The sequence below is a fragment of the Lichenicola cladoniae genome (assembly GCF_013201075.1).
Taxonomy (GTDB): Bacteria; Pseudomonadota; Alphaproteobacteria; order Acetobacterales; family Acetobacteraceae; genus Lichenicola; species Lichenicola cladoniae.
In genome coordinates this window covers 2,028,752-2,049,438 of record NZ_CP053708.1, presented here as the reverse complement: position 1 = coordinate 2,049,438, position 20,687 = coordinate 2,028,752, and the positions used below count along the sequence as shown (strand labels likewise).

Sequence of the window (20,687 nt, the reverse complement as noted above, 5' to 3'; positions counted from 1 at the left end):
AACTGAAATCGATGTTGACGACGACCCAAACGCAGATGCTTCGGCTGCTCGGCCGCTCCGGGCCGATGAGCCGGACGATGCTCGCGGAAGGCAGCGGGCTCAGCAAGCCGGCGATCACCGTCGTGATGCGCGAACTGGTCGGGCTCGGGTTCGTCGAGGAAGCCGCTAGGCCGCCTGGGTCGAAGGGCGCGTCGCGGCCGATGGCGCTGCGGGGCGATGCGGCGTGCTTCGTCGGGGTGTCGCTGGCGGAGCGGGACGCGATGGTGGTGCTGTCGGACTTGGTGGGAAGGACGCTCGGGCAGTTGACGGTATCGGCCGCTGCGCGGTCCGGCGGATGGACGCCGGAGACGCTGGTCGAGGCGATCGCGGCGGCGATACCGGATCTGCTGGCGGGACACGCTATCCGTCCGTCCGGCGTCGGGGTGGCGGTGCCGGGGTTCGTGGATTTGGCCGGCAAGCGCTGCCGGCAGTCGACGCGGCTGGGATGGGTCGACGTGCCGCTGGCTGCCTTGCTGCAGGAGCGGCTCGGAGTGCCGGTGCGGCTGGAGAACGATGCGCATGCGCTGGCGCGCGGAATGCAGATGTCGAGCCGGATGTTGAATTTCAGCCTGGTCTCGGTGGATCAGGGGATTGGCTGCGGTCACATCGTCGATGGGCGATTGTTGCGCGGGCGGCATGGGGGCGCGGGCGAGATCGCGCATGTGACGTTGCGACCGGGCGGCCTGCCCTGCCGGTGCGGCAAGCGCGGGTGCCTCGACACGCTGTCGTCGCTGCGGGCGCTGGCGGATGTGGCGCGTGTCAGCAGGATGGCGGGCAATCCGGCGGCGTTGCAGCGCCAGGCGGATGCGGGGTTCGGCGCGGCGGTACGGTTGCTGCAGGATGGCGGCTTGGCGCTGGGATTGGCGATCGCGCAGATGATCCAGTGCCTCGATCCGGGCAAGGTGCTGATCGGGGTTGATCCGGCGCTGGCGACCGGGGTGTACGGCGCAACCGTCTGCCGGGCGATCGCGGCGAACGTGCTGGATGGTTTTGCCGGTTCGGCGACGGGCGAGCCGGTCGGGTTCGTGACGATCGCGCCGTCGGCCTGGGCGGAAGGTGCAGCCGGGGTCGCGCTGCATCGCTACCTCTGGGGCGCGGACGAATGACAGGGAGCACAGGCACCATGCGGATCGCGGTCGGCGGTATTCACATAGAGTGCAGCACGTACAATCCGGTCGAGACCGGTTACGACGTATTCCGTGTGGAACGCGGTACGTCGCAGTTCGCATCGTCGACGTTCGGATTCTTGCACGATTACCCGGCGACGTTCCTGCCGACGCTGCATGCGCGCGCGATACCGGGCGGGCCGGTAACGGCGGCAGCGTATACCGCGCTGGTGAACGAGTTCCTGGACCGGCTGCGGGCGCATGGGCCGGTGGACGGGCTATACCTCGCGATGCACGGGGCGATGTTCGTGACCGGCATGGAAGATGCAGAGGGCGACTGGATCACGCGGGCTCGCGCAGTGGTCGGGCCGGATTGCCCGATCGCGGTGAGTTATGATTTACACGGGAACGTCACGCAGAAGATCATGGACTGCATCGACATGTTCTCGACGTATCGTACGGCGCCGCATATCGATGTCGAGCAGACGATGCGCCGGTCGGTGTCGATGCTGGTGCGCTCGATCGAGACCGGGGTGCGGCCATTCGTGGTGTGGACACCGGTGCCGGTGGTACTGCCGGGCGAACGGACCAGCACGGTGGATGAGCCGGCGCGAGGATTATATGCAGGGCTCGCCGAGTCCGAGCTGGCAGACGGCATCTGGGACGCCTCGTTGATGGTGGGGTATGTCTGGGCGGACGAACCGCGTGCGACGGCGGCCGCGATCATGACCGGGACGGACGCCGGCGCGCTCAGGGAAGCGAGCAACGCGTTGGCGGCGCGCTACTGGGGCGCACGGGAGACGTTCGCGTTCGGGAGCAGGACCGGCACGATCGCGGAGTGCGTAGCGCTGGCGCGATCACATGCCGGGGCGCTGACGATCCTAGCGGACTCAGGCGACAATCCGACCGGCGGTGGCGTCGGGGACCGGGCGGACGTACTGCGGGAGTTATTGGCGCAGGGCGCGGGCGGGGTGATCCTGGCATCGATCGCGGACCGATCGGCGACGGACACGGCGTACGCGGCGGGGGTCGGAGCGGCGGTGTCGCTGTCGGTCGGGGGGACGCTGGATACGGGCGGGAGCAAGCCGGTGCCGGTGTCCGGCACGGTGACGATGCTGGCACCGGCGGTGGATGGGCGTGACCGGGAGGCGGTGCTGGACCTCGACGGAGTGGCGGGCGGGTTCCGGCTGGTGCTGGCGGCACGGAGGCGGCCGTATCACGCCATCGCGGATTTCGAGCGGCTGGGGCTCGGTTTGTCCGGGTGCGGTATCCTGGTGGTGAAATCGGGATATCTGTCGCCGGAGCTTGCACCGTTGGCAGCTTTGTCGCTGATGGCGCTGTCGCCCGGGTCGGTGGACCAGGACGTCGCGCGGCTGCCACGGCTCCGGAAGATGCGTGCGACGTTTCCGTTTGATAAGGATTTCGACTGGGTTCCGGAGGCGTCGGTCTCGGCGCGGGCGGCGGCTTGGGCCGGGGTGCCCTGATACGCAGTAGGCTTGACGGTATTGAGCGATACGCGTGGCTGCGCGACAGCCTGACGATGATGGTCAACGAGTAGCCGGTGCACCGTCTTGATGACCTGCTTTCCTGGTCAGGTCGAGCGGCTGAATTGCTGACCTCAGTGGAAAGCCGGCATCAGGTTTTAGGAAACTGGCCGAAGACATTGTGACCAGTTTTATGGGTAATGGAGGATCGTGATCGAGTCCTGCAGGCCTTTTGCGGGCTACGCGAAAATTTCGCCGGGAAGTCAGACGGCTGGACACGTCAAGAGCATAAATGCCCGGCACGAACGAGAGCTACCAGCCGAGGCGACTGTTGCGTCCAGTTCGGTTGCCGGCAGAACGGCTGAGCCATGGCGACTGCTTCGATCGGTCGACCGTCCTTGGAAAATAAAGTCGCCAGAAGAACATGAACGGTGTTCATGAAGGTTCGGGAATAGAGCCCTGGTTCGCTTGCATCCAGACGAAGCGCCGTCTCTAACTCGCCTTCCGCCCCCATCCTGTCCATGCGCGACAAATGAGCCATGCCGGCAAAGACGTGCGCTCTCGCATCGTCCGGAAACGCGATGGCGAGCGCGTCACCATGGGCGACCATGTCGACATCCTTCTTCGGGATGCTCGCGGGCGGGATGAACCGATTTAAGTGCGGCTGGGCGCCGTAAGTGCTCGACACGCCATAGGCGGAAAAACCGGCTGCCAGGAGGGCGACGGTGGCCAGAACCGTTGCGCCATGCGCGTGAGGCGGTCGCGTCGAAAAGCTTTCCCAGCCGGCGAGGAGGAGACCGCCGATCAGGATCCCGAAAATGGCGCCCCCGAAATGCGCAGCATAGTTGGTCTGCAGGGAGCCCACTGCGTGATGTGGGATAAGGCCGGGAACTCCGAAGTATATGGCCTTCGACTGGATGCGCCACCGGGCAGGACTTCTGGGAACCCGAAAGCTGGTCATGTACAGGGCTCCCAGCAGCGCCATGATGCCGCCCGAGGCACCCACCGTGACCGTGGAAGACGGCAGCATGAGGACTGAAGCCAACCCTCCGCATACGGCGCCCATCGCAAAGATGCAGACGACCCAGGCGTGTCCCACGATCCGCTCGAGGGCATAACCCGCCAGCCCCAGGGCGAACGCGTTCATGAACAGGTGCCGGGGATTGGCATGCAGGAAAGCGGACGAAAGTAGCCGATACCACTGCCCGGCATGCGCCAGGCTTCCGGTCAGGCCACCGACCATGATCTGCGTATACGGGCTCAACCCTTTATCTTCACCGGGCGGGGCCAGGTGAACCTCGACTGCAAAGACCGCGACGAGGATCGCGAGCAGCAGAAGTGTCGAGACTGGCCACCGCGTGACGACGCCGGCTTCCGAGGCGTTCCTGGGCATCCGGGAATAGGAGAGGGTACCGCCTGAGCTGGTGCGCATCAGGAACTTTCTCTTGCCCACGTTAACCCTTGGTTAAGGAAAGGCTGGGCGTTCGCTTATTTGTCCTGTTCGACGCGTCCGAGGCACGAAAGTCGGGGTTACCGGAGCCGGGAGACCGGCATCTTGCTCCTGGAAGCGATCTGCAGGGCGTTGGCGACGTCGCGGTGGGCGAGACCCGGACCCGAACAAGAGAGCCGGCAATCGCTCGGGACCTCAGAAACCGTTTGAGAATGCTCGCGGCGGCTTGGTCTGGTATGATTCAAGCTTGGGACTTGGACCCAAGAGAACCGCGGCCGGATGGCCGACATCGCATGCAGGCCCAGGCGTTATCTGACTGACCTGACGAACGAGGAATGGGAGCGTATCCAACCGCCGTTACCCAAACCGCCCACGCGCGGACGCAAAAGAGTGATACAACTGATCGGCGCCCTGCTGCTGAAGCAGAATGACGAGTGGGCCGTGCAGCGTGCTCGCTACATGACCCTGGAAACCATCGCGCCGCTGAGCGATGATCTCGCCGTCAGCCTGCCATCACTGGCCGCCTGATCACGCAGCCAACGCTGCACAGATACACCGCTCCTACACCACGCGGTGGGACACGATCTTTGATGAGAGGGCGGAGGAAGTCGCCGGCGACCTGCCTGGTGGCTTTCTCATGCAGCTCGGTGAAGGCGAACCTCGAAGTCCGGTCGATGGCGACCAGAAGGTAGAGCTTGCCCTGCTCGATGCCGACTTCGGCGATATCCACGTGAAAATAGCCGAGTGGATATTCGTTGGAGTTTTTCTATCGATCTTATCGCCACTGACGTCGGGCAAACGGGTTTGGCGGCAAGAGACCGTCGAACCGTGGCGCTGGAGGCAGCGGTGCAGTGACGAGTGGAGCCGATGCGGGATGGTGGCCCACAGAGCGTAGAGGCAGTCGTCGAGTGGCAGCAGTGAATAGCGATGGAAGGCCACGATGATCGCCTCGTGCTCAAGCGACAACACGGTCGATTTCAGGTCTTTTGGACCGGTCGGCTGGTCCGTCACCGAGGTCCGCCGCTTCCACTTGGCAACGGTTTTCTGGTTGATGCCATAGCGCCCGGCGAGAGCCCCTCAGACTCTCTCACCTCAAGTTGTGTCGCTCAACGGATCGCCGCAGTCGTTGTGGCGCAGCCATGCAGAACCTGGCCGATAATGCTTCCTTCCATCTACCGGATAAGAATGCACCATTAAAACTTGGGACGAAACTCCTAGACCGCTTCATCTTCCGTCTCCTGGTGACGGACGTGAGTTCAGAACGAGGGAATTACGGGGGGCAAGGTCAACATCCGTCAGCGCCTCGAACATGCCTCGTGTGCGTTAGAGCCGGGCAAACGTCCGCGCGTCTTCAACAGTGGCCGACAGTGCGGAGCGACATCCGTTCGACCCTTGACCGCCGATTGATTGCGCGCACATATGAACATGTTCGGTTTTCCGTAAGAGGAAGGAAACGAGATGCGGACGGTAGGTGATACAAGATACGTAGCGTTGCTGCTGCCCTGGACCAGCGACTTTAAGATCGACGAGCCGGCTTTGCGAAAGTTCGTCCGGCATTTCGCCGACGACCCCCGCTTCACTAAGCTTGGCGGCTTGTGCATCAACCCGGAGGCGGGTGAAATCTTCTACATGACGCGGGAGGAAAAGCGTCGTGTGTTAGAGATCGCTATGGAAGAGGCGCACGGCAAGCTGCCGATCATCGCCGGCACATGGGCGCTCACCACTGATGAGATGGTCGAGACCGCCAAGGACTGTAAGGCGCTGGGCGTGGACGGCATCTTCGTGACGCCGCCCGGCGGTGCTCAGGACGTTACCTCCTGCTGGGACGCCGACGAATATCCGGAGATTTGGGGCGACACCATCAAGGCTCAGGATCGCGCTGTGGACCTGCCCATCATCACCCACCCTGTTTCGGGTTCGGACTTCCCCTTCTTCCCTGGCCTGCCCGTGAAGGCCACCGTCAATCTCTGCCGCGAAATACCCAACATCGTCGGCTGGAAGATGACCTACATGTACGACGGCTATAAGATCATTGCCAAAGCCTTACGCAAGCTCGACCGGCACGTGTCAGTTATGGGCGCCCTGGCGTCCCGCTTCCACGAGTATCGCGCCAATGACCTATTTGACGGTACGCTGAGCGGTTTCTGGAACTACGCCAAGGACCCGATGCTCGACCACCTCGACGCCTGGGACCGGGGCGACTTCCCGGCCGCCAAGACGGTCTGGCAGAGCGGGCTGGTCGAATTGCACGAGTACGTTGCCGACATGGGCCGGTTGCATATCCGCTACAAGACCGCTGCCTGGCTGGCGGGCCTGATCCCCAGCCCGTTCATGCGCGCGCCCATGCCCAGGCCGCGGCAGCAGGAAATCGAAACCCTCTATCGTCTCCTTCAGGGCGCCGGCATTCCGGTGATCGAGCGCGATGCTTTGAAGATCGCCGCCTAGAACACGCACCGTCGCGACGCCCGGCCATTTCGAAGCCGAACACAATGGGCGAGCGACATAATTGCCGGCGGCGCGATAACAACGCGCCGGTCGGCACGGGGAAGTCGGCTCGCGGGGATGGCCGCGGCCGCGGAGGAAACGATGAAGCTGGCCAACAAGATCGAGGCGCTCGACCCTGATTTTATGATACCTGCACGCCTCGACCGGCTGCCCTTCTCGGCCTTCCACGTCCTCACCCTGGCGGTCGTGGGGCTGGCGCATCTGTTCGACGCTTTCGACTCCCTAACCATCGCCTTTGTGCTGCCGGCGCTGATCGGTGCCTGGCATATCCACGCCATGCAGATCGGGCTTCTTCTGGCGGTCGGCTATTGCGGCCAGTTGATCGGCGCCGTTGGCATGAGCGGGTTGGCCGAGCGGTTCGGGCGACGTCCGGCGCTGATGGCGGCACTGTTCATCGTCTCGCTCCTGTCGCTCGGCTGCGCGGCGGCGCCGAGCTATCCGGTGCTGCTGGTGCTGCGTTTCGTCCAGGGCGTGGGCCTGGGCGGCGAGGTGCCGATCGCCGCCAGCTTCCTGAACGAACTCTGCCCCACCCGGCTGCGCGGGCGCATCGTCTTTATCCTTCAGGCGCTGTTTGCGGGCGGCGCGCTGGCCACCGCCTTCATCGCCACCCAGATCATTCCCCATTACGGGTGGCGGGTCATGTTCGTGATCGGCGGCCTGCCACTGGTCCTCGCCGTCCTCCTTCCCTGGCTGGTCCCGGAGTCGCCGCGCTGGCTGGCGACCGTGGGACGCGCGAGCGAGGCCAACGCCCTGGTCACCCGCATAGAAGCGCAGATCGTAGCTTCCGGGCGCACCCTGCCGATCGTCGAGGTCTCCCTGGTTCCTCCAATCAAGACCCAGGCGGCCGGGCTCCGCGACCTGCTGGGCAAGGGGTATCGCAGCCGCTCCCTGTCCGTGTGGCTGATCGCCTTCTGCTTGTCGGTCACAGGCTATGGTCTCCTGGCCTGGATGCCGACGCTCTATGTCAGCGTCTATAAGCTGCCGTTGAAGCTGAGCCTCGCCTACGCGCTGGTTCCCAATGCGGCAGGCATAGCCGGCGCGCTCTTCGGCGCCTGGGCGGTAGAGCGGATCGGGCGCAAACCCTGCTTCCTGATGGGCTTCCTCGGGGGCGCCGCGCCGCTGCTGATCCTGGTGGGGATGCGACTTCCCGCCCATGACGTCATGCTGCTATCGGCCGTGTCGATGTTCTTCCTGACGCTTCTGCTCAGCGGAATCTATGTTTATGCGCCGGAAATTTATCCGACCCGAATGCGGGCACTCGGCACGGGCGTGGCGACGGCTTGGATGCGCATCGCCTCAATTGTAGGGCCGCTCATCGTCGGCCTGCTGCTGTCGCACGTCGGCCTGCCGAGCGTGTTCGGGTTCTTCGCGGGCGCGTCGCTGGTCGGGGCGGCGACCGTCGCGGCCTTCTTCGTCGAGACGCGAGGCCGACGGCTGGAGGAACTCGCGGCTTAACGTCGTCGGCGCGGCTTAGAGGAGGGCACCCGGCGCGCCCTCCGCTCGTATAGCGCGAACATTCCGCACACTTTAGGTGCTTTGAACGCGATGCGACGCGGCTGGGCCGCTCACGCACGCATCTCTCGCGCATGAGGTCTATACCACATCCTCATATGCGGAAGTTGGCAAGTTATCGCCCCGTTCTCCTCGTGAACCGTGACTTAGATCAAGGTTTGCGGCCGTGCCTCGGCGGCTCAGGCGAGCTCGAAAAGTGCAGCCGCACCCATGCCGCCGCCAATGCACATGGTGACCACGGCCCGCTTGGCGCCGCGTCTGGCGCCCTCAAGCAGGGCGTGGCCCGTCATGCGCGCACCCGACATACCGTAGGGGTGACCGATCGAGACGGCGCCGCCATTCACGTTGAACCGCTGGGGATCGATCCTCAGCCGATCGCGGCAGTAGACCGTCTGCACAGCGAAAGCCTCGTTCAACTCCCAAAGGTCGATGTCCGCGACCTGCAGGCCCGCACGCTGCAGGAGCTTGGGTACCGCCAGAACAGGCCCGATGCCCATCTCGTCAGGGGCGCAGCCCACAATAGCGAAGCTGCGAAATACCCCGAGAATCTCCAGCCCCCGCTTCTCCGCTAAGGCCCGCTCCATCAACACGCAGGCGGAGGCGCCGTCCGAAAGCTGGCTGGCGTTGCCGGCGGTGACCGTTCCATCCGGCCGCAGCGCCGGCTTGAGCATGGCGAGCCCCGCAGCGGTGGTCTCCGGGCGGGCGCCTTCGTCTCGGGTAAGCCGCGCCGGCTCTTCGCGGACCTCTTCGTTCGCGTGGACCTGTTTGATGGTGTCCAGCGTTACGATCTCGGCGTCAAAGCGGCCGGCGGCATGGGCTGCAGCGGTCCGAACCTGGCTTTCCAGGGCGTAGGCGTCCTGGACCTCGCGGCCGATCCCGTAGCGCTGCGCCACCAGCTCGGCGGTCTCCAGCATGGGCATGTAGATGTCTGGCCGATGGTCCAGCAAGGTCTGGGACCGGGCGCGCCAAGTGTTGGTGTGCTCGTTCTGGACCAGCGAGATGCTTTCCAGCCCGCCGGCCACATAGACATCGCCCTCGCCCTGCAGGATCCGCTGGGCGGCGATGGCGATCGCCTGCAGGCCCGACGAGCACATGCGACTGACAGTCAGACCGGGGACCCCGTCGGGCAGCCCGGCGGCGAGGGCGGACTGGCGGGCGATATTGCCGCCGGTCGCGCCCTCCGGCCGGCCGCAGCCCAGCACGACATCCTCAATTTCGTCCCGGGCTATGCCTGCGCGCGCGACGGCGTGGCGGATGACATGGCCGCCGAGATCTGCGCCATGGGTAATGTTGAAGGCGCCGCGATAGGCGCGCCCGATCGGCGTGCGCGCGGTCGAGACGACAACGGCTTCCCTCATGTTCAAAGCCCCAGGACGCGCTCGGCGGTTCCGTGGAAGAAACCCTCCAGGAAGGCGTCGGTGAAGCCCAACTCGTTCCACTCCTTCAGCAGGCGAGCATAGGGGATGGAGGGATAGTCGCTGCCGAACATCATCTTGTCGCGCAGCCGCCCGCGCATGTCGCGGATGATGCCTTCGGGCAGGTATTTGGGCCCCCAGCCGGACATCTCCCAGAAGACATTGGCCTTGTGCAGCGCCACCACCGTGGTCTCCTCGATCCAGGGATAGCCGGGGTGGGCCATGATAATGGTCAGGTCGGGGAAGTCGGCGGCCAGGCTGTCTATGGCGGAGGGGTGGGCGTGGCGGGTCTTGGCGCCCATGCCGCCCGGCATGCCGGCCCCCATGCCGGTCATGCCGACGTCGATCATCACTGGAACGCCCAGACCCGCGATCTCCTCAAACAGCGGGTAGTAGCGCGCGTCGTCTACGCTGAAGCGCTGCATGATCGGGTGAAAGTGGAAGCCGATCATCTTGAGGTCCTGCACCGCATGGCGCGCCTCGCGGATGGCCAGCTCTCCGGTGGACGGCTCAACCGCCCCCCAAGCGCCAATCATGCAGTCGCTGTAGCGATCCCGCATCCCGGCCACATAGTCGTTGGAGCAGGGGGGCGTGGCGATGGTGGTCGAGAGATCCAGCGCCACCAGACAGGCTTCAATGCCGAACTCGCGGAATTCGGCGGCGACCTCCTCCTCCGTCTTCCAGGTCCAGTCGCGCTTCCAGTACTTGGCCAGCGCGTCGACATAAGGACCCTGGCAGTCGATCCAAACCTTCGTGTTTGGATAGCAGTGCAGATCGATGACACGCACAGTTTCAACCTTTGATGATCAGCGCCCGGTCCAGACCGGCGCACGTTTCGCGGCGAAGGCGCGTGGACCTTCGCGGGCGTCGTCACTCCCCTGGCGGACCGCCTCCAAGGGATAATGGGCGGCCAGCGCCGCCGACAGCGGCCGGCCCAGCCCTTCGGCCACGCACTGCTTGATAGCGCGTAGCGACAGGGGCGCGCAGGCCAGGATATCGGCGATCCACCGATCGACCTCCGCATCCAGCTCGGCGACCGGGACGACGGCGTTGACCAGGCCCAGCGCATGGGCGCCCGCGGCGTCCAACTCGCGGCCGGTGAGCAGGAGCCCCATGGCCGCCTTCATGGGCAGCTGACGCGGCAGGCGGTGGACGCCGCCGGCAGTTGGGATCAGCCCTCGCCTGGGCTCCGGGAGAGCGAAGCGCGCGTCCTCGGCGGCGATGATCAGGTCGCACGCGAGCGCGATCTCGAAGCCGCCGCCGAAGGCGATTCCGCGCACCCGGGCCAGGATCGGCTTGGTGATATCCTGGCGATCCGTCAGACGGCGCACGGCGCTCCAGCGCGCTGCCAGCTCGGCGCGTCCGGCGGGATCGAGGCCGCGCTCGGCGGCGATCTCCTTGAGGTCGCGGCCGGCGGAGAAAGCCTTCTCGCCTGCCCCGGACAGCACGATAACGCGGATCGTGTCGTCGCCCTCGCACGCTGTCAGGGCGTTGCTCAGCGCCAGATGGGCGTGAGAATCCATGGCGTTGAGTGCCAGGGGCCGATTGATCGTCAAGCGCGCAACAGCGCCGTCTTGCACGATCAGTACGGGCGGCGCGCCGCTCATCGAGCGGCAGCCCGCGCCACCATGGCGGCAAAGGCGGGCTCACCGAGCGACCAACGCTGCTCGATGGTTTCGTGGATGAAGGCCTCGGCATGAGTCGTCTTCGTCGCCTGCCGCATGCTGGCCTTGGTGCGTAGCAAGAGCTCCCGTGGCGTACGCCCTAGATCACCGAGACTCGCCAGGGCTGTTTCCAACAACTGATCGTCGGGCGCTACAGTCTCAACCAGACCGATGCGCAGCGCCTCGACAGCATCCGCGGAGCCGCCGCCGAGGAGAAGCCGCGAGGCCGCCGCCCACCCGATGGCGCGGATCAGCATCCAGCCGTGCCCGCCGCCGGGATGCAGCCCGAGCTTCAAGAAACGGGTGTCGAACCGGGCCCGGGCGCCGGCGATCCGCCAATCGCAAGCAAGCGCCAGATTGAAGCCGGCCCCCACCGCCGGGCCGTTCACCACGGCCACGGTCGGCAAGACGCTATCGGCCACGTCCATGAAGGCCTTGTAGACGGCCAGCACCTCCCGATCATCGCCCTTTGACGCGGCCTCCAGGGCAGCGAGATCGGCCCCAGCGCAGAAGGCGGAGCCGGCGCCCGTGATCAGCAGGGCGTTCACGTGAGGGTCGTTGGCAGCCTCCGCAACCGCAGCGCTGAGGGCCATGCACATGGCGGCGGAGAGGATGTTGCGACGGTCAGGGTCGCTGAGCGTGAGGACCGCGACGCCCGAGCGGACTTCGACGGACAGCACGCTCATGCAACGGCCTTCATGCGTTCCACGACGTCGACGACGAGGTCCTTCTTTGACACCTTGCCGAAGTTGCTAAGCGGGAGCTGAGAAAAGACTTCCAGCCGCTCTGGCAGCTTGTACTTGGCCAACTCGAACTGCTGCAGGAAATCTACCAACTCGGCTAGGTTCAGGCGCGCGTCGTTACGCAAAACCACACAGGCGCAGGTCTTCTCCCCCATGACCGGGTCGGGCATGGCGACGCAGGCCACGTTCTCGACGGCCGGGTGGCGCAGGATCAACTCTTCGATCTCCTCGGCGCTGATCTTCTCGGCGCCCCTGTTGATCAGGTCCTTCTTGCGACCCTCCACCAGATAGTTGCCGGTTGGGTGGCGACGCATCAGGTCGCCGCTGCGATAGAAGCCGTCAGGAGTGAAGGCGCGGCGATTATGCTCCTCGGCGCGGTAATAGCCGTGAAGCGTGTAGGGGCCGCGGCAGCAGAGCTCCCCCACCTCGCCGTCCGACACGGGCTGGTCGTCCTCGCCCAGCAGCATCACTTCGTCTTCGGGACAGATGGGACGGCCGACAGTTTCCATCCGGACCTCCAGGGGATCATCCAGGCGCACGAACATCAACAGGCCCTCGGCCATGCCGAAATTCTCCTGCACCGTACAGTTGGCGAAGGTGCGCGCCGTGCGGCGGCGCACTTCTGGCTGCAGTCGCTGGCCGCCGCTCTGGATCACCCTGACCGAGCTGAGATCGTAGGCGGTCTGCTCGGCGCTTTCGGTCCAGCGGATCAGCAGCGCTGGCACCGCATGGATATGGGTTACTCGATACCGCTCGATCAGGGGAAAGACCTCCTCGGCCGCCGCCGAGGTGTGCAACACCACTTCGCAGCCGTGCATGAGGAAGCCTTGCAGTCCTGGACAGGCCAGCGGCAGGTTGTGGGCGATGGGCAGAACGTCCAGCAGCACGCTGCCCTGGCGGATGCCGCATACGGAAGCGGCGAGCCGAGAGTTGAACTCATAGTCGTTGTGGGTGCGCGGGATCAGCTTGGGGATGCCGGTCGTGCCGCCCGAGAGCAGGAACAGGGCTGGATCGGTCGGCTCAATGCGGACCGCCTGCAGGTCGGCCGGATTGCGACTGGCAGGGCGCTCTATCAGTTCGGTAAGCGAAACGAAGCCGGGAGCCGCCTCGCCCAGAACGATGCCGAGTTTCAGCGATGGGGTCGCCGTCTGAATGCGCCCGATCATTTCAACATAGCTAAAGTCACGCACCACGCCCGGGGTGAAGCTTGCCACGGCCTAGCTGATATCCGCGAAGAAGCTCATCTCGCGGTAACGATGGGGAGGCAGGGCCATGACCGGGATCACCCCGATCTTCTGCAAGGCGAAATGCAGAACCGCGAACTCGATGACATTGGGCAACTGAACCAGCACCCGGTCGCGGGGCTCAAGGCCGAGGTCCAGCAGGTTCAGCGCCAGATTTTGCGCCTTTGCGTCAAGCTCTGCATAGGTCAGCGCACGCTCGGCGTCGCGCACCGCAACCCGTTCGGCATATTGTGCGCACCATTCCGAAAAGGCCGCCCTTAGCGGTCGGTCTCGCCAGTAGCCCAACGCCCTGTAGCGCTCGGCGACGTCGGGTGGAAAGGGTACGACTCCCTGCATAGCTTTTCCTTTCCGCTCAAGTTACAGCGCTGAAGCCGCCGTCTATGACGATCGTCTGGCCGGTGGTGAAGCGGAGCGTGGTGGCCAGGGCTACAGCCGCCTCGCCAACGTCCTCGACCGTGGCGCAGCGCTTCAGCGGCGTCGCCTTGGCGCGGCGCGCCATCAGCGTCTGATAGTTTTCCGCAAGCGTCCGCTCCATCCATTCACCCTCTAGCCAGCCAGGGGCCAGAGCGTTGACGCGGATCGATGGCCCAAGCGCACCTGCCAGGGTTTGGGTCATGGAGATGATCGCCGCCTTGCTGGCGGAGTACGGGAGCGGCTGGGGACCGGGGCGCAGGCCTACGATGCTGGCGACGTTGATCACGTCCGCCTGTGGCATGGCCTTGAGCAGCCTCGACGCATGCTTGATGACTAAAAACAGGCCCCTGACATTGACGGCGAACACGCGATCGAAGTCATCAACGTCCATCGTGTCGAATGCCTTCGGCGGCACGTCGCTGGTTGTGCCGGCATTGTTGACCAGCAGGTCGAGATGGCCGCCATAGCGCGCCTCCACCTGGCCGATCATCTCTGCCACTTCGGCTTCCTGGCTGACGTCCGCACGCACAAGGACGACCGCGGCGCCTGCGGCTTCGCAAAGCTTCGCTGTTGCTGCGGCGGCGTCTTCGCTACGGCTGTAATTGACGGCGAGATCGAAGCCGTTAGCCGCTAGCGCTACGGCAATGGCCCGTCCGATACCCTTCGCAGCTCCAGTAACCAGGGCGACCTTGCGCTGCATTTCCCCACCCATATGAGCTTGTTCTGTTCCGAACATGATCGCTTTCGGGTTTGGAGCTGTCAAGGCCGGTGAGGTCGGTTCGACGCTTGCCTCTCTTTTCGTTAGCTGCTCAAGTTCGGCGATGGGGATCCCGACGCTTCGAGAAGAGAACAAGCAAGATAAGCTGCAAAGGATACGCGCGGCGGCGCGCAAACTTTTCGGCGAGCAGGGCTTCGATCTCACGACGACGCGAGAGATTTCGGTGGCGGCGCACGTCGGGTTGGCGACGCTGTTTCTTTATGCCCGAGACAAGCGTGATCTGTTGTTCTTGGCTTGCAACGATGATCTTGCCGCGCTTACGGAGCGCGCCTTCTTCGGGTTGGATGACGAAGCGGAGCTTGCTGATCAACTGGCATCAGCCTTCCGGCACTTCTTCGTCTTATATGGCGAAAATCGCCGCCTCTACCGCGATCTCCTGCGCGAGCTTACTTTTTACACCCATGGTCAACAGAGCGTGCGCTTCCAGGCGATCCGCGCGGCGACCGTGGGTGAAATTGAACGCCTGATCCGGCAGGCGCGGAAGCGGGGCGAAATAAACTCGGTGGCGGGCGACGCCATGGCGGCACAGATCATTTTCTACATTTTCGCCGCTGAAGTTCGTCGATGGCTAGGCGAGGAAGAGGTGTCGGCCGAGGCGGGCGCAGAGGGGCTGGAACGTCTTCTGAAAGTGGTTATCGACGGCCTCCGCTAGTCTGGCGCATGCAGCTGCCGACAGCTTGGAGGAGCGCCGGGCAACGGCGCTCATGGTTCGATCGAGTGCAGGGATCACGGAGCTGTGTAGCGTGTTGCCGACCTGTTGTGAGAGGAGAAAGGTATTGCCAGACGGGTCCAGACGCGGGTCCCTGTGCTGCCGCCATAGCGAGCTTCCACGTCCTGGGTGACGTAGACCTGCAGCGAAACTCTGCCGAAATTGTAGGCGGCGATCCCGCCGACAGCGATCTGTTGTGGCTTACTGGCGCTTGCCACGATCTTGTCGAACTGATTGTCGGCGGTGACCTGCTTGGACATGTAAGCGACTGGCCCGATCGAGAATCGATTGAAGGTCTTGGTGGCGTACAACTCCAGGAAGGCTTGATCACCGGATCTGTAATGCGTTCCCGCACTCGCTGTATTGGTGTTGTAAAGGAAGTGTGCGGTGGCGCTGTAGCTATTGGCGAGATAGGTGAGAGAAGCTTCCTGCTGGAACGTGTAGAAGTCGTTGCCGATGTGGGCAGCCGCGCCTTTTGGGAAGTCGCCGTCAGGCACGTACACGCCGAGCTCAATAGAACCATGTAGATGGTGGTGCAGGTTCCACGATAGGTTAATTGGTTCCAGCAATGTATTGCCGAACCCGGACACTTTTGTTGTTCCGGAAGGCGACTTGACTGACAGCCAGACATAGGGCTGGGCCATCCACATCATCTCGGTCGCGCCAAATACTTTCCAAGGCATGGTCCAAAAGAAGCGCGGCGCTTCGGATGTGACGTTGATGCTGGTCGACGGGGCGCGGGAATTAGGCACTGCCAGTGTATTGTCGGCAGAGTAAAAGTTGAGCGAACTGGTCGCCAAAAACCCCTCCGGCGGGTTCATTCCCGTGGGTAGGCCGATCGAAACTCCTGGGTTGTACAGGGCGCCTTGGCCACGTTCCCGGGCCTGTGCACACGTCGCCCAAGGAAGCTGGATCGCAAGGGCGAAAAGGATCGCAAAAAAGGCGCCCCGGGGAGATCGCGACCTCATCGGGACGTCGATCGATCGACGAAACCTGCGCATACGCTCGGCTGCGCCTGCACGATACGTGCTCGCCACCATGTCTTCCTCCCAATACGCCATGGCCGCTTGCTGCGGCTCGACTTGGTTTGTCCGTTATGCTCCGCAATGATGATCAGGTTACAATACCGAACATGTTCATTCGTAGCTGAGAACTACGCAGATGGGCAAGCTGCTGCTCTGGGCCCTCGGCTCCTGAGTTGCGCGGGCTAAACAAGACACCGTAGGCCCACGTTGTTGAACAAAACCTGGACACGCTCATGACCGAGCGACCGTGACGCTTTTTACAGAGCAAGGGGTGGGTCTGATGGCGGTCTGGTTGTACGACTGCACTCAACGAGGTAGTCCTCGACAGTGGTGCTCGGTGGCTGACACATCGCGGCTGTGAAGCGTTCCGCTTCATAAAGCACATGGCTGATTGGTGCTCCGGGCCTAGAAGTTCGCGTCCTCGAAGCTGAGCGGCTGAGCGCCAAGTGGCTGATTTCGGCGGTGTCGCACGGATCGAGCAGCTGCCCTGATTGCGCAGTATCCTCTTCATCATGCCACAGCAGCTACATCCGGCACCCTCAGGATCTCCCGGAGCAGGCAGCGCCAGGCGAGCGGAATGCCAATCGGACCAATCAGCGCAACGGCGACCGCACTGGGAGACCAGGGCCGCGACGCCCGGCCCTGTCGCAACATTTTCTGCTTCGGGTCGCGACGGATTTGGCGGGCGGCTGCGTGGAAGCCGGTAGCGACGACACACGCGCTGGGATGAGGAACGGATGTCGACCGCACCGCCGTCGACCGGCGCACAGGCCGGGCCGCTGGAAGACCCGGATGCGGCACTGCTGGCGCGGGTGGCGCAGGGAGAGGAGGCAGCGATGCGGATCCTGGTTGCGGCCAAGCTGCCGCGGATCCACGCGCTCGCGTTGCGGCAACTGGGCCGTAACGCCGAGGCCGACGACATTGCCCAGGACGCGTTCCTGCGCGTCTGGCGCCAGGCCCGGAAGTGGCGGCCGGGGCCGGCACGGTTCGATACCTGGCTGCACCGGGTGGTGCTCAACCTCTGCACGGACCGGTTGCGCAGGCGGCGCGAGATCTCGGTTGCGGAACCGCCGGAACAGGTCGATCCGGTGCCAGGCGCGGACCGGCGGATCGAGAGCCAGGAGATGACGCAGCAGGTGCAGGCGGCGCTCGCCAGGCTGCCGCCACGGCAGCGGGAGGCGATTGTGCTGCACACCTACCAAGACATGTCGAACATCGAGATCGCCCGCATCCTCCATATCAGTGTCGAAGCGCTGGAGAGCCTGCTGTCACGGGCCAGGCGAGCCCTGCGGTCGTCACTCCTGGAGATCGGGATCGAGGGGAGTGGGTTATGACACCGGCACGGTTCGCTGCCTTGGCCGACGCCTACGGCAGCAAGATCGAACGCTGGCCCGACGCCGAGCGGGACGCGGCGCGCCACCATCTCGCCTCGCGGCCGGAGGCACGGGCGGTGCTGGCGGAGGCAGCCTGGCTGGACACCAGGCTGGAGAGCTGGACGCTGCCTCGTCCGGGTCCCGGCGCCGCCCTTACCGGCCGGATCATGGCTGCGGCAACGCGGGCGAAGGCGCGCCGCCGCTGGCTGCAGGTCTGGCTGTCCGGGCTGGGCACGGCCGCCACCCTGGTCGGCGGGCTTGCCACCGGCGCCGGCGTGATTGCGCTTTGGGCGCCGTCCGACGACCAGGCCGGCGCATCGCTCTACCAGGTGGATGTCCTGGGCGCGCCGCTCGAACTCGGCGAACATCAACCGACAGAGAACAGATCGTGACGGACCGCCGCCTCACCCGGTTGCTTGGCGCATCGGCAATCCTCAACGTGTTCGCCGCCGGTGTGATCGGCGGCGGCCTGCTCATGCTGTCGCACCAGGGCATTGGGCATCGCATCGACCCGGCGCATCGCCCGATCACCGAGGCGGGCGCGACGCTGCCGGCTCCGGATCGCGGCCGTTTCGCGCACATCATGCGCCAGACGGTGCGCGACAATCGGGAGCTGCCGCGGATTGCGCGCGAAAATCGCCAGGCGGCGGCGGCGTTGTTCATGCAGCCGGATTTCGACGCCGTTGCGGTGAATGCCGCCCTGGCCCGCGCACGGGACGCCGATCTGGCGCTGCGCACCCGCCTGGAGACCGAGGCGGTAAATTTTGCGGCGACGTTGCCGCTCGACGAACGCGCGCTGCTGGCCGCCGGCCTCGCGCATGGCGGACCGCTGCATCATCCGAAACACCCGGTCGCAGCGCCGAAATAACCGTTCGCCGAAATCGTAGGTTTCTGTCGACGGAATCCCGTTCATCCCCCGTTCAAAAGGCATGAACAGGATCAGTCCGGATCGGAGAAACACGATGACGTCGTCCAAGGTTCGCGCACTGACAGCTGTGCTCGCCATCCTCGTTCCGATCGCCGCCGGCGCGCAGGAGGTGCGCAATCGGGAAGCGAACCAGCAGGGACGCATCTCGCAGGGTATCGGAAGCGGCCAGATCACCGCCGGCGGCGCCGGCACTCTCGAAAGCCGCGAAGCACACATCAATGCATCGCGTCGCGCCGATCTGGCCGCTCATGGCGGGCACCTCACCAACGGGGAAACCCGTCGACTGAACGGGCGGGAAAACGCGCTCTCGAAGCGCATCCATGCCGACAAGCACAACGATATCGCGCAGCCTGGCGTCATGCCGCGCTGATTGTCATCGCGATTTTATCGGTGAGCGTCCGGAGGTTCATCCATGCGTATTGCATCCTTTGTTGTCGCGGCAATGCTGGCATCTGCGTCCCTGCCGCAGCTGGCGCTGGCGCAGGCTTCACCCTCTATCGAAGCACCCGCTTCGCCCCATCCCACGCACCGGCTGCGTGAACGCTTCGCTGCAGCCAACACCACCGGCGACGGACATCTTACGGAAGTACAGGCACAGGCCGGCAAGCTGGAGGACATCCACGCGTTCCGGAGAGCGCACCGCCATTCGCAGCCTGCCGAGTGAACTCGACTGACAGACGATCGGGCGACATCCCTGCCCGCTCGTAACGGTCGTGAACTCTGGCACAATGGAAATGCATCCATGGATTTTCGCACTATCAAGCATCGGATTCGCGTTGCCTGCATGCTGGCGATACTCGGCGGCTCGTTGTCCGGTTGCATCGTCGAACCGTGGCGACCAGGCGGCGGCTGGTGTGCCTACCATCCGTATCGCTGCCGCTGATCGCGCAGTCCGCGATGAACACGCAGATATCGCCGATCGCGATCGCGCTGAACCGGTTCGGTCTCGGTGCCCGATCCGACGAGACGCTGCCGGTCGATCCTCGCGGGTGGCTGCTCGGCCAGTTCGATCGCTTCATGCCGCAGCAGGCATCGTTTGCAACGCTGCCCGATGCGGGATCCATCCTGCAACGGTACGACCTGCATCGGAAGGCGGACCGTGCGGCGATGGATGCCGGTGGCGCAGGAGATCCGGCAGCAGTGCAAAAGGCTGCGCGACAACAATTCACCCATGATGCGCACGCTTTGTATCACGACGCGGTTCAGGCGCGGATGCAGACCATGCTGGTCAACCGTGCCCCATTCATCGAACGGATGGTTGTGTTCTGGTCCAACCATTTCTGTGTGTCGGCGGACAACCCGCCGGTTGCCGCCCTTGCCGGCGCCTTCGAGCGCGACGCGATCAGACCGCATGTGCTTGGGCGCTTCTCCGACATGCTGCTTGCCGTGGAGCAGCACCCGGCGATGCTGATCTACCTGAACCAGCGTGGATCGATCGGGCCGGACAGCAAGGCGGCCCTGCACGTCGAGCAACGCGACCATGCCCGCCGCCCCGGCCTGAACGAGAATCTCGGGCGCGAGATCATGGAGTTGCACACGATGGGCGTGCGATCCGGCTACACCCAGGCCGACGTCACCGAGTTCGCCCGCGCGCTCACCGGATGGACGATCGACCCCGGTGGCGCCGACCCGGACGCCTTCGTCTTCCGTCCCGCGCGTCACGAACCCGGCGTGCGGACCATCATGGGGATCGAGTACGACGAGCCCGGTGCGGGACAGGCGGAGGCTGCGCTGCGGGATTTCGCCAGGCATCCGGCGACCGCGAGCCACATCTCGACAGCGCTCGCGAGGCATTTCACCGGCGACGTGCCGCCACCCGCACTCGTCGGACGCCTCGCCGCGACGTTCAACGCGACCAGGGGCGACCTGCCCAGCCTCTACCGCACCCTGATCGACTCGCCCGAGCCGTGGGCACCGGTCGCGCTCAGGTTCAAGAGCCCATGGGACTGGACCGTGTCGGCGCTGCGCGGGTTCGGGGCGGACAATGCGAACGCGTTCCAGGTCGCGCCCCTGCTGGCGAAGCTCGGCCAGCCGGTCTGGAAACCGGGTTCGCCGGCCGGATGGGACGACACCGACGCGACCTGGGCGGCACCCGCCTCGCTGCTGCAGCGGGTCGAGCTTGCCGGCCGTTTCGCCGCGCCGATCGGGCAACGGCTCGACGCCCGGACCCTGGCGCCGCGCCTGTTGCCGGGTGCGCTGTCGCCGGAAACCGCGACCGAGATCACTCGCGCCGAAAGCCCGACCGCCGCACTCGCCCTGCTGCTCGTTTCGCCGGATTTCCTGAGAAGGTGACGCCAC

20 protein-coding genes and 2 pseudogenes are annotated in these 20,687 nt (G+C 64.8%); 12 read left to right on the top strand and 10 right to left on the bottom strand.

Going from position 1 to position 20,687, the window contains the following annotated elements:
* Positions 1–11: 11 nt before the first annotated feature.
* Positions 12–1,145: an ROK family transcriptional regulator gene (locus HN018_RS09470; protein WP_171834078.1), complete on the top strand. Its 1,134-nt coding sequence runs from the start codon at positions 12–14 to the stop codon at positions 1,143–1,145.
* Positions 1,142–2,629, top strand: a complete 1,488-nt coding sequence (locus HN018_RS09465) for a M81 family metallopeptidase (RefSeq protein WP_239479171.1) — start codon at positions 1,142–1,144, stop codon at positions 2,627–2,629. Before HN018_RS09470 ends, HN018_RS09465 begins: the two co-directional genes overlap by 4 nt.
* A 280-nt stretch (positions 2,630–2,909) precedes the next feature.
* Here HN018_RS09465 and HN018_RS09460 read toward each other — a convergent pair whose 3' ends face one another.
* Positions 2,910–4,061, bottom strand: coding sequence for a rhomboid family protein (locus HN018_RS09460; RefSeq protein ID WP_171834079.1), 1,152 nt, complete (start codon positions 4,059–4,061; stop codon positions 2,910–2,912).
* A gap of 408 nt (positions 4,062–4,469) precedes the next feature.
* Between HN018_RS09460 and HN018_RS09455 the strand changes: the two are divergent.
* Positions 4,470–4,607: pseudogene (locus HN018_RS09455) on the top strand (IS256 family transposase); the annotation flags it as partial.
* A 61-nt stretch (positions 4,608–4,668) separates the two neighbouring features.
* Here HN018_RS09455 and HN018_RS28640 read toward each other — a convergent pair.
* Positions 4,669–5,236: pseudogene (locus HN018_RS28640) on the bottom strand (IS481 family transposase); the annotation flags it as partial.
* 334 nt (positions 5,237–5,570) lie between these two features.
* On the opposite strand from HN018_RS28640, the gene HN018_RS09445 reads away from it, so the two are divergent.
* The gene (locus tag HN018_RS09445; RefSeq protein WP_204259718.1) at positions 5,571–6,524 is read left to right on the top strand and encodes a dihydrodipicolinate synthase family protein; all 954 of its coding nucleotides are present in this window, start codon (positions 5,571–5,573) and stop codon (positions 6,522–6,524) included.
* 117 nt (positions 6,525–6,641) lie between these two features.
* On the top strand, positions 6,642–8,039 hold the full coding sequence (locus HN018_RS09440; protein WP_172443470.1) for an MFS transporter: 1,398 nt from the start codon (positions 6,642–6,644) through the stop codon (positions 8,037–8,039).
* A gap of 236 nt (positions 8,040–8,275) precedes the next feature.
* On the opposite strand, the gene HN018_RS09435 is transcribed toward HN018_RS09440, so the two are convergent.
* The 7 genes from HN018_RS09435 to HN018_RS09410 are packed head-to-tail and all read right to left on the bottom strand — an operon-like array spanning position 8,276 to position 14,312.
* Positions 8,276–9,454, bottom strand: coding sequence for an acetyl-CoA C-acyltransferase (locus tag HN018_RS09435; RefSeq protein WP_171834082.1), 1,179 nt, complete (start codon positions 9,452–9,454; stop codon positions 8,276–8,278).
* 2 nt (positions 9,455–9,456) lie between these two features.
* Positions 9,457–10,299, bottom strand: coding sequence for an amidohydrolase family protein (locus tag HN018_RS09430; protein WP_171834083.1), 843 nt, complete (start codon positions 10,297–10,299; stop codon positions 9,457–9,459).
* A gap of 18 nt (positions 10,300–10,317) precedes the next feature.
* The gene (locus HN018_RS09425) at positions 10,318–11,118 is read right to left on the bottom strand and encodes an enoyl-CoA hydratase-related protein (protein WP_171834084.1); all 801 of its coding nucleotides are present in this window, start codon (positions 11,116–11,118) and stop codon (positions 10,318–10,320) included.
* Entirely contained in the window at positions 11,115–11,861 is a 747-nt protein-coding gene (locus HN018_RS09420) for an enoyl-CoA hydratase (RefSeq protein ID WP_171834085.1), read from the bottom strand. The genes HN018_RS09425 and HN018_RS09420 overlap by 4 nt, the downstream gene beginning before the upstream one ends.
* Entirely contained in the window at positions 11,858–13,132 is a 1,275-nt protein-coding gene (locus HN018_RS09415) for a (2,3-dihydroxybenzoyl)adenylate synthase (RefSeq protein ID WP_204259717.1), read from the bottom strand. The genes HN018_RS09420 and HN018_RS09415 overlap by 4 nt, the downstream gene beginning before the upstream one ends.
* A gap of 3 nt (positions 13,133–13,135) precedes the next feature.
* Positions 13,136–13,498, bottom strand: a complete 363-nt coding sequence (locus tag HN018_RS28445; RefSeq protein ID WP_275434287.1) for an AMP-binding protein — start codon at positions 13,496–13,498, stop codon at positions 13,136–13,138.
* Positions 13,499–13,514: 16 nt separating this feature from the next.
* On the bottom strand, positions 13,515–14,312 hold the full coding sequence (locus tag HN018_RS09410) for an SDR family NAD(P)-dependent oxidoreductase (RefSeq protein ID WP_204259715.1): 798 nt from the start codon (positions 14,310–14,312) through the stop codon (positions 13,515–13,517).
* Here HN018_RS09410 and HN018_RS09405 point away from each other — a divergent pair.
* Positions 14,311–15,006, top strand: coding sequence for a TetR/AcrR family transcriptional regulator (locus tag HN018_RS09405; protein ID WP_171834086.1), 696 nt, complete (start codon positions 14,311–14,313; stop codon positions 15,004–15,006). The genes HN018_RS09410 and HN018_RS09405 overlap by 2 nt on opposite strands.
* Before the next feature lie 74 nt (positions 15,007–15,080).
* On the opposite strand, the gene HN018_RS09400 is transcribed toward HN018_RS09405, so the two are convergent.
* Positions 15,081–16,124, bottom strand: a complete 1,044-nt coding sequence (locus tag HN018_RS09400; protein WP_171834087.1) for a SphA family protein — start codon at positions 16,122–16,124, stop codon at positions 15,081–15,083.
* 701 nt (positions 16,125–16,825) lie between these two features.
* Here HN018_RS09400 and HN018_RS09395 point away from each other — a divergent pair.
* From HN018_RS09395 to HN018_RS09370, 6 genes are all read left to right on the top strand, one after another.
* Complete coding sequence (locus HN018_RS09395) at positions 16,826–17,422, top strand: RNA polymerase sigma factor (protein WP_171834088.1); 597 nt, start codon at positions 16,826–16,828, stop codon at positions 17,420–17,422.
* Positions 17,419–17,853, top strand: a complete 435-nt coding sequence (locus HN018_RS09390) for a hypothetical protein (RefSeq protein WP_171834089.1) — start codon at positions 17,419–17,421, stop codon at positions 17,851–17,853. The genes HN018_RS09395 and HN018_RS09390 overlap by 4 nt, the downstream gene beginning before the upstream one ends.
* Complete coding sequence (locus HN018_RS09385) at positions 17,850–18,329, top strand: periplasmic heavy metal sensor (protein ID WP_171834090.1); 480 nt, start codon at positions 17,850–17,852, stop codon at positions 18,327–18,329. Before HN018_RS09390 ends, HN018_RS09385 begins: the two co-directional genes overlap by 4 nt.
* Positions 18,330–18,423: 94 nt before the next feature.
* The gene (locus HN018_RS09380; protein WP_171834091.1) at positions 18,424–18,759 is read left to right on the top strand and encodes a hypothetical protein; all 336 of its coding nucleotides are present in this window, start codon (positions 18,424–18,426) and stop codon (positions 18,757–18,759) included.
* A gap of 42 nt (positions 18,760–18,801) precedes the next feature.
* Positions 18,802–19,053, top strand: coding sequence for a hypothetical protein (locus HN018_RS09375; protein WP_171834092.1), 252 nt, complete (start codon positions 18,802–18,804; stop codon positions 19,051–19,053).
* A 188-nt stretch (positions 19,054–19,241) separates the two neighbouring features.
* Entirely contained in the window at positions 19,242–20,681 is a 1,440-nt protein-coding gene (locus tag HN018_RS09370; RefSeq protein WP_204259714.1) for a DUF1800 domain-containing protein, read from the top strand.
* The last annotated feature ends 6 nt before the right edge of the window (positions 20,682–20,687 follow it).